This is a genomic window from Streptococcus sanguinis (assembly GCF_003943655.1).
GTDB lineage: Bacteria > Bacillota > Bacilli > Lactobacillales > Streptococcaceae > Streptococcus > Streptococcus sanguinis_F.
In genome coordinates, this window is sequence record NZ_RJMM01000041.1 from 1 (window position 1) to 9637 (window position 9637).

2 protein-coding genes are annotated in these 9637 nt (G+C 46.5%); one reads left to right on the top strand and one right to left on the bottom strand.

What is annotated here, in order from left to right; all coding sequences use genetic code 11:
• Positions 1-62 precede the first annotated feature (62 nt).
• Positions 63-7823 carry a CshA/CshB family fibrillar adhesin-related protein gene (locus D8886_RS11285; RefSeq protein WP_125435742.1) on the top strand — a complete coding sequence of 2587 codons (7761 nt, stop codon included), beginning with the start codon at positions 63-65 and terminating at the stop codon, positions 7821-7823.
• Between the two features lie 187 nt (positions 7824-8010).
• Here the strand turns inward: D8886_RS11285 and D8886_RS11290 are convergent.
• A partial coding sequence (locus tag D8886_RS11290; RefSeq protein WP_221762840.1) for an Rqc2 family fibronectin-binding protein occupies positions 8011-9637 on the bottom strand: 1627 nt, incomplete at its 5' end.

Consider the following 9637-nt stretch of genomic DNA (forward strand, 5'->3'; position numbering starts at 1 on the left):
AACTAAAACGGAATGTTGTATAATAAAACTATTGTAACTAGATGATTATTTAGGAGATTATTATGGGAAAAGATTTATTTAATCCTCACCTGCGTAAGTTTTCAATTCGAAAACTAAACGTCGGTGTTTGTTCTGTGCTCTTGTCAACCCTGCTTCTTTTGGGAGCAGCGGCACAAGTTAGTGCTGACGAAGCTAGTGATTCTGGTGTCCAAAACGAAGTTTCGCAAACAGGAATAGCCGAATCATCAGTGAATTCTGCTGAAACTGTTGCTTCTGAACATATACAAGCAAAAGAAAGTTCAGCACTTGCTTCTGCTACTGAGATTCCTCAATCAGATGATAATCCTAGTCCAAGAAGCTCAGAGCCTGAGAAAGTTGAAGGATCTACTGAATCTACAGCAACTAAATCAGTTGAGAATACTCAACCAATCACTGTTCACCCAGAAATATCTAACGCGGCTGTCGTGGCTGAAAAGTCAGAAGCAATAGCAGATGTATCTCAGCCTAATCGCTCTCGTCGTGTGAGACGGGATGCTACACCTACTGTACAACAGAACAGCGTAACAACAGGAGTTACGATAGGTACTGGACCAGCTGGGGCAGATGATGCTACCTCTACGCCACGAGTACCTAAACCAAGCTTGGAGGAATCTGTCAAGAAAGATAGTACCCAATTAGCCAAACAGATTAGTTGGCTTGATTTTTCAGATAGCGCAAGTTGGAAAAACTTGGATCAACGTGGCGGTCTTAAGGTAGGGACCACCTTCACCAAGGAAATTTCACCTGGCTATGTAGTGACCTTAACGGTCAAAGAGCTCAAGCCTTTTAACTCGACTGAAATCTATAGAAAGCGGGTTGCAGGTACTGCAACAGAGGGGACCTATAACCCCGACGCTGAGAATGGTTTCTTAAAATCTGCGCCATATTATGGTAAAACACCTCCTCCATCAGTCACAGGGGCAGTCCAGAACGAATGGACGACCATACGTGACCAAGGCTTTAATACTCAGAAGCGAAAGACTCAGTTAGTTTATCCAATGAACTCTGCCAACTGGGGGGTAAAATTCGATATTGAGGCTACTTATCTTGGTAAACGTGTAGCCCCTACGGTGGTTATGGCCGATGGTGAAGATGCCAACCCAGGTGAATTCGCAATCTTTACCACTAACGGTACGGGTTGGGAATACATGGGTGAATGGAAGATGAAGAGCCCGGCCAAAGAAGCCTATACGGTTATCACCAAAAAAATGTTGGATGATGAGGACGTTAAGAGAAGGGGCCTTTTAATCTTAAAAGATAAGAGCGTAGACTGGTATAAATATCTCAGTCCAGATACTGTGACAGGAGGTCTGGGTACTCAGGTCTTCGGACCAAACCGTTCTAACGAACGGACGGTTCCTGTCGTGATGACGCGTGGGGCCTCTGAAGTAGGATTCTATGTAGCTTCATCTGGGCAACAAGCCATGATGATGGGCTTCCTCGTGGTAGATGGGAGTGATGGGCCTGAGAGTTATGGCGAAGCCTTCCATACCATTTCGGGACGTGACTCGGTTACCAACGCTCCTATTAATCAACCTTATTTAGGGACAACGCCAGCTGATATAGATGTTGAGTCATCCAATGACTGGGTTCTGGACGATAAAAAGGAGCATAAGGACGAGGGAGCCAACCAATTACTAGCAGACGATCAATTAAGTACTTCTAATGATTTGCTAGATTTAGATAAAGCCAAAAACGGAACTTACACAATTAAAATCAAAGCTAATCCAAATGGTAATGCTAAATCCTATGTCAAGGCCTGGATAGACTTCAATAATGATGGAGTCTTCAGTGAAAGCGAAGGTAGCAATCTACAAGAGGTTACAACTGCTGGTGACTATACCTTGACCTTCAATGCCAACCAAAATATTAGTGGCGGACAAGTAAATGAATTGGGTATGCGTTTCCGTATTGCCACAAATGCAGGCGATATTGAGAAGCCAACAGGTATTGCCTTTAGTGGTGAAGTAGAAGATATGCTCTTGCATCGTATTTATCCTCCTAAGGGGGAGAAGCAGACTACGGATGGCTTTACAGGCGAGACTCAAACTGCTGTCCTTCACTTCACACCTAAAGGAACGGATCGCTCAGACGACAGTGTTAATGCGGTTATGAGTAGCCAAGCGCCTCAAGTCTTAGACAATCAGGGCAATGTTTTGCAGTCAGCGGATGGCACGAGTTATATTCGTCCAGAAGGGACCTATGTGGTGACCAACAATGGCAATGATGTGCAAGTATCCTTCACTCCAAATGCGGACTTTTCTGGAACTGCTGATGGAATTAATATTCGTTGGACTGACAGCAATGGCACCTCGACTGGTTGGACTTCGACGGATGCTTCTGACCCTAATAAAAATGATCAGTTGAATAACATGGACGGCCGTTATGTGCCAACAGTCCGTAAGATTCCAAACTACGAATCAAGTGGTCTTCAGGGACTGGAACAAAATAAAACGCTAGTCTTTAATGATGATGATGCGAATACGACCCCTGTCATGCCAGAAGTTACTCGTCCGGCTAGCTTTGTGGATGCGAATGGACGACTGGTAACAGAAAATACGGTGCCTGCCATGGCCAATGGCCAGCAAGTGGGAACCTATGAATTGGATCCAAATACCGGCCAAGTGACCTTCAAGCCTATCAAGACTTTTTATGGCACGCCAGACCCAGTGGTAGTTCAAGTCAGTGATACCGACGGTAAAGCACACCGAGCACGTTATCAACCTAAGGTAACCCAAGTAACGCCAAGAAGTACCAATGCTGAATCAACTGGTCTTCAAGGTCAAGCACAAAGTGGTAAGCCAACTTTCACTGCAGGTGACCAACAAATCCCAATTGACATGAGCAAAGCCATGACTTTTGAAAATGGGACGGACACCTTGGAAGTGGCGAATGAAGGAACTTATACTATCAATTCAGATGATACCATTACCTTCAAGCCGCTTAAGCAATTCACTGGCAAGGCGACACCAGTTACGGTTAAACGCGTAGATGCCAACGGCACAGAAGTGACTGCTACCTATACACCTAACGTGACCAAGGTCACACCAACCAGCACACCTGCTACTTCATCAGGTCCTCAAGGGGTGCCACAAACAGGAACGCCGGTCTTCAAGGAAGGCGACCCAGCGGTCCCAATTGACTATAACAAGCAAATGACCTTTGACAATGATCAACCTAAGAAGATTGTTGCGGGCGTAGGAGAATACACCATCAATTCAGATGGATCTATTACCTTTACTCCAGATAAGAAATATGTGGGTACCCCAGCCGCGGTGACGGTCAAACGAGTTGACGAAAATGGCACCGAAGTAAGAGCAACCTATACACCGACTGTTACAAAGGTAACTCCGACTGGTACTGGTGATAAGACAGAAGGATTGCAAGGTCAGGTTCAAGAAGGCCGTGTTACCTTCACACCAGGTCATGATTCTGTGCCGTTTTCAGCTGAAACAACTCCACTCTTTGACAATGGTTTGACTGTTAAAGAGGTCCTAAACGTTGGTAAATTTGAAGTGGATGCTAATGGTAAGGTGACTTTCACGCCAGACAAGCAGTTTAAGGGAAACACTCCTGAGCTGACATTGATTCGAGCAGATGTGAATGGCACTCCTGTTACAGTCAAGTACCAAGCAGTGGTGAAAGAAGTGGTTCCTACAGGTACCAATGCGACTAGCACAGGTCTTCAAGGTCTACCACAATCAGGTACACCTACTTTCACTGCGGGTGACAAAGCTGTGCCTATTGATATGGCCCAACCAATGACCTTTGAAGATAATCAAACAACTAAGAAGGTAGACAAGGTTGGGACTTATGTCATTGAGTCAGATGGCTCGATTACTTTCACGCCAGACAAACAATACGTCGGAACCCCAGCTCCAGTGACAATCAAACGAGTAGACACAAATGGAACAGAAGTGACGGCTACTTACACACCAACCGTGACGCGTGTCACACCAAGAAGCATCAATGCTGAATCAACCGGTCTCCAAGGTCAACCGCAAAGTGGCAAGCCGACCTTTACCCCAGGTGACCAAGCAGTTCCAATCGATATGACCAAGCCCATGACTTTTGAAAATGGGACTGACACGTTAGTAGTAGCTGATCAAGGAACTTATACCATTAATTCAGACGGTTCCATTACCTTTAAGCCGGAGAAGAAATTTACTGGCAAGGCGACCCCAGTGACGGTCAAACGTGTAGATGCGAATGGAACCGAAGTGACAGCTAGATACACTCCTACTGTTGAAGAAGTTATTCCAAACGCAACTGGCGATCGGACTGAAGGTCCACAAGGATTGGTTCAGAATGGTAAGATTACTTTTGAAGCAGGAAGACCAGAAGTTGGTTTTTCAGCAGATAATCCGCCAGTTTTTGACACTGGTACCAATGTGAAAGAAATTGAAAATGTTGGCAAGTTTGAAGTGGATATTGATGGTAATATTACCTTTACACCGGTTAAGACATTCGTAGGTAAAACGCCAGAAATTGAAGTCAGTCGTGCAGATGTCAACGGTACCCTTGCGAAGGCAAAATATCAAGCAACAGTAACGGCTGTAAAGCCAACTGGTGTTGGAAACAAGACAGAAGGCCTGCAAGGTCAGGTTCAAGAAGGTAAAGTGACCTTCACCCCAGGGCACGACTCTGTTCCGTTCCCTGCGAATTCAACACCATTGTTTGATAACCATTCAACAGTGAAAGAAGTACAGAATGTCGGTAAGTTTGAAGTGGACTCTGATGGTAAGGTTACCTTCACTCCAGTCAAGCAGTTTAAGGGGGAAACACCAGAACTTGAATTGACTCGCACTGATGCCAATGGCACCCCTGTTACAGTCAAATACCAAGCAGTAGTGAAAGAAGTGGTTCCAAGAGGAACCGACGCGACTAGCACAGGCCCTCAGGGTGTTCCGCAAACAGGTAGCCCAAGCTTCCAAGGTGGTGATCCGCTAGTTCCGATTGATATGGATTCTCCAATGACCTTTGAAGATGGTCAACCTAAGAAGACAGTTCAAGGAGTAGGAGAATATACCATCAACTCAGATGGTACTATCACCTTTACCCCAGACAAACAGTATGTGGGGACCCCAGCTTCAGTTACTGTTAAACGTGTAGATAAGAACGGCACGGAAGTTACTGCCACCTATACGCCAACGGTAACACGGGTAACGCCTACCAGCACCAATGCTGAATCAACCGGCCTTCAAGGTCAACCGCAAAGTGGCAAGCCAACTTTCAGTCCAGGCGACCAAGCAGTTCCAATCGATATGACCAAACCAATGACCTTTGAAAATGGGACTGATACTTTGGTAGTGGCTAATCAAGGAACTTACACCATTAATTCAGATGGTTCCATTACCTTCACTCCAGATAAGCAATTCACTGGCAAGGCGACACCTGTTAGGGTTAAACGAGTCGATGCTAACGGCACAGAAATAACGGCTACTTATACACCGACCGTTACCAAGGTAACTCCAATCAGCACCAATGCGACTAGCACAGGTCCTCAAGGTGTCCCTCAAACTGGCATTCCAACCTTTGCGGGTGGTGATCCACTAGTTCCAATTGATGAAACAGTTGAGCCAACTTTCGGAGATGGAAGTAAGGAGAAGACTATTCCAGGTCAAGGAACATACACGATTGCTCCAGATGGCGCAGTGACTTTCACGCCAGACAAGCAATTTGTAGGTAAACCGAATCCAATCTCTGTAAAACGCGTCGATAAGAATGGCACGCCAGTAACTGCAACATACAGTCCAGAGTTCACTAAAGTAACTCCAACTGGTACTGGTGATAAGACAGAAGGCTTGCAAGGTCAGGTTCAAGAAGGTCATGTTATCTTCACTCCAGGCCATGATTCCGTTCCATTCCCAGCGGGCTCAACTCCACTGTTTGATAATGGTTCAGCAGTTAAAGAAGTGATAAATGTCGGTAAGTTCGAAGTGGACGCAGACGGTAAGGTAACTTTCACACCAGACAAGCAATTCAAGGGGGAAACGCCAGAACTGGAATTGACTCGGACTGATGCGAATGGAACTCCAGTAACCGTCAAATATCAAGCAGCAGTGAAAGAAGTGATTCCAACCAGCACCAATGCAACCAGCACCGGTCCTCAAGGTGTCCCTCAAACTGGCACACCGACCTTCGCAGGCGGCGATCCACTGGTTCCAATTGATGGCTCAGCAGAGCCAACTTTTGAAGATGGAAGTAAGGAGAAGACCATTCCAGGCCAGGGCACTTACACCATCACTCCAGATGGCGCAGTGACTTTCACGCCAGACAAGCAGTTTGTAGGTAAGCCAGATTCAGTAATTGTGAAACGTGTTGACAAGAACGGCACACCAGTGACAGCGACCTACAGTCCAGAGTTTACGAAAGTGATTCCTACAGGAACTGGTGAGAAGACAGAAGGCCTACAGGGTCAGGTTCAAGAAGGAAAAGTCACCTTCACCCCAGGCCATGACTCTGTTCCATTCTCGGCTGGTTCGACTCCGTTCTTTGACAATGGTTCTTCTGTCAAAGAAGTACCAAATATCGGTAAGTTCGAAGTGGATGCCAATGGCAAGGTAACCTTTACCCCAGACAAACAGTTCAAGGGTGAAACACCAGAACTCGAATTGACTCGTACGGATGCCAATGGCACCGCTGTTACCGTCAAGTACCAAGCGGTAGTGAAAGAAGTGATTCCTACAGCTACCAATGCGACCAGCACTGGCCCACAAGGTCTTCCGCAAACAGGCACTCCAACCTTCAAAGGTGCGGACCCACTAGTTCCAATTGATGAGACTGTTGAGCCAACCTTTGCAGATGGAAGCAAGGAAAAGAATATTCCAGGTCAAGGAACTTACACCATCACTCCGGATGGAGCAGTGACTTTCACCCCAGACAAGCAATTTGTAGGAAAACCCGATCCAATCACTGTGAAACGTGTTGATAAAAACGGAACTCCAGTCACTGCAACTTACAGTCCAGAGTTTCGTGATAAGAATGGCACCTCAGTGACGGCTCGCTATGTTCCGACTGTGGTTGAATCATCAACTAGCAAGGACAGTGTATCTAGCGGTCGCAAGGGCCAAGTTCAAACGGGCTCGCCAAGCTTTGAAGGGGCGATTGACCAAGCTGTAGCACCAACCTTTGCGGACGGCAGCACGGAAAAGGTTGTCCCAGGTGAGGGAACTTATCGTTTCACTATGCTGGGGGCAGTGACCTTTGTGCCAGAAGCCGACTTTGTCGGAACTGCTCGCGGAGTCGTCGTGAAGCGTTCAGATATTTATGGCAATGCCGTGACGGCTACTTATACCCCAACTGTTTTGGGAAGCACTGATACAGAAGATACCGGCAGCACTGGTCTTAAAGGCCAATCTCAGACTGGTAAACCTATCTTTGAAGGCGACGTGGATCCAACCGTTCCGCCAACTTTCGAGGATGGCAGCACCGAAAAGGCTGTTCCAGGCCAAGGTACTTACACGATTGCGCCAGATGGCACTGTGACCTTTGTACCGGAAACAGGCTTTGTCGGTCAAGCTGACGGCGTGACAGTGATTCGCAAAGACCGCAATGGTCAGACTATTTCAGCAGTCTACATTCCGACTGTGACAGAAGATCCTGTTCAGCCAGAGCGGACGATTACACCTGCACCGCCATCACTTTCTAAGAGTGAGGGTGCAAAATCCCTTCCTAAGACCGGTACAGAAGAAACCTCATACCTAGCAGCAAGTTTACTTGCGGGAGTGTCAGGTTTGGGACTGATTGGCTTAGAGAAGAGAAAGAAAAAGTCTGAAGACTAACATAGGCTTGAAGAAATTTCGTCAATTAACTAGAAGAATTTCGGCAGAGCGCAAAAAACAGGTAGAACTTATGTTCTACCTGTTTTGTTATCAAAAAATTATTAAAGTTGATAGAGATAGTAAAAAGCTTCAGCTGACTAATGACTGTCATTCTCTTAAGTCTNTTTCATAGTTAAAGAGGATAATGTTACATTTTCATGCTTTTAATTTTCTCTTCATCTGGTGTGACGCGCAGGGTTTTCTGACCTGTATAGGTGACAAATCCTGGCTTTCCACCGGTTGGTTTGTTGAGCTTTCTAGTCTCAATCATATCTACTTGGACTAGATTAGAGAGTCTGGCTTTGGAAAAATAGGCTGCTAGCTCGGCAGCGTCTGTCTTGACTTCATCGCTGGGCTGAAGATTGCCTGTGATGACCACATGACTACCTGGAATATCCTTGGCGTGAAACCAAAGCTCGTCCTTCTTGGCAATCTTAAACGTCAGCTCATCATTTTGTAGATTGTTGCGGCCAACTAGGATAATGGTTTGGCCATCTGTTGACAAATATTTCTCCGGTTTCTGTCTTTTCTGGATTTTCTCTCTCTGGCGCCGGCGGATAAAGCCAGTCTGGATTAGTTCTTCCCGAATTTCCGCAATCTCAGTCAGACTGGCCTGAGCAAGGGCTGTTTCCACGCTCTCTAGGTAGAGAATCGTAGTCCGTGTCTCCTCAATTAAGCTGGTCAGGTGTTTGACAGCTTCCTTGAGCTTCTGGTAGCGTTTAAAATAGCGCTGGGCATTTTGATTGGGGGTTAGGGCCTTGTCAAGCGAGATGATAATCTTCTCACCTGTGTAGTAATTGTCTAGCTCTACCTGGTCCTGGTCGTTGGGCACCTGATGGAGAAAGGTGGTCAAGAGTTCCCCTTTTTGGCGGAATTCTTCTGCATTCTCCGTTGCTAGGAGCTCTTCCTCTTGCTTACCTAGTTTTTTTCGGTTCTTTTCCAACTCATTTTCTACTCGGCGGATGAGCTCGCTGGCCTGCTGGTTGACCCGGTCTCGCTCAGCTTTGTCCTTATAGAAAGTGTCTAAAAGCTCGGATAAGGTTGAGATTTGGGTCTTGCTGTCGGAAAATAGCAGAGCAGAAAAGGATTTTTCGGTCAGGCTTGGCTGAGTCGGACTGGCAAAGAAGGCTCGGAAAGTTTTGAGCTTGTCAGCTGTCAGACGGCCACTGAGTTCAGTAGCCGTATCCCGGCCCAATCCCTGAAAAATTTGCTGCAGGCGTTTGGGCTCTAAGTCTTCAGTATGTAGGATTTCAAAGAGCTTTTCATCGCCTACAGTGAAAGGATTGAGACTGCTTGTCTGAGGCGGTGCGACATAAGTTGAGCCTGGCAGGATGGTTCGATAGCTATTTTGTGAAAATCCGACGTGTTTGATGGCTTCAATAATTTTCCCGCTAGCCTTATCCAAGAGAATGATATTGCTGTGCTTGCCCATGATTTCGATGACTAGAGTCACAGCGACGCTGTCGCCGATTTCGTTCTTATTGGAGACGCTGATTTCCAAAATCCGGTCATTCTCTACCTGCTGGATAGCTTCAATAACGGCGCCCTGCAGGTATTTGCGCATGACCATGATAAAGGTATTGGGAACAGCTGGATTTTCAAACGTGATATCTGTCAGCTGGACGNGCCCAAAGACCGAGTGGGCTGATAGGAGCAGCTTGTGGCTTTGGCGGTTGCTGCGAATCTGTAAAACCAGCTCCTGTTCAAAGGGCTGATTAATCTTCTGAATACGGCCGCCCAGCAATTCGCGGCGGAGCTCCTCTGTCATGTGGTGT

Excerpts from the sequence above, each read along its gene's own strand:
- D8886_RS11285 (WP_125435742.1), top strand. The coding sequence starts at position 63 with ATGGGAAAAGATTTATTTAATCCTCACCTGCGTAAGTTTTCAATTCGA.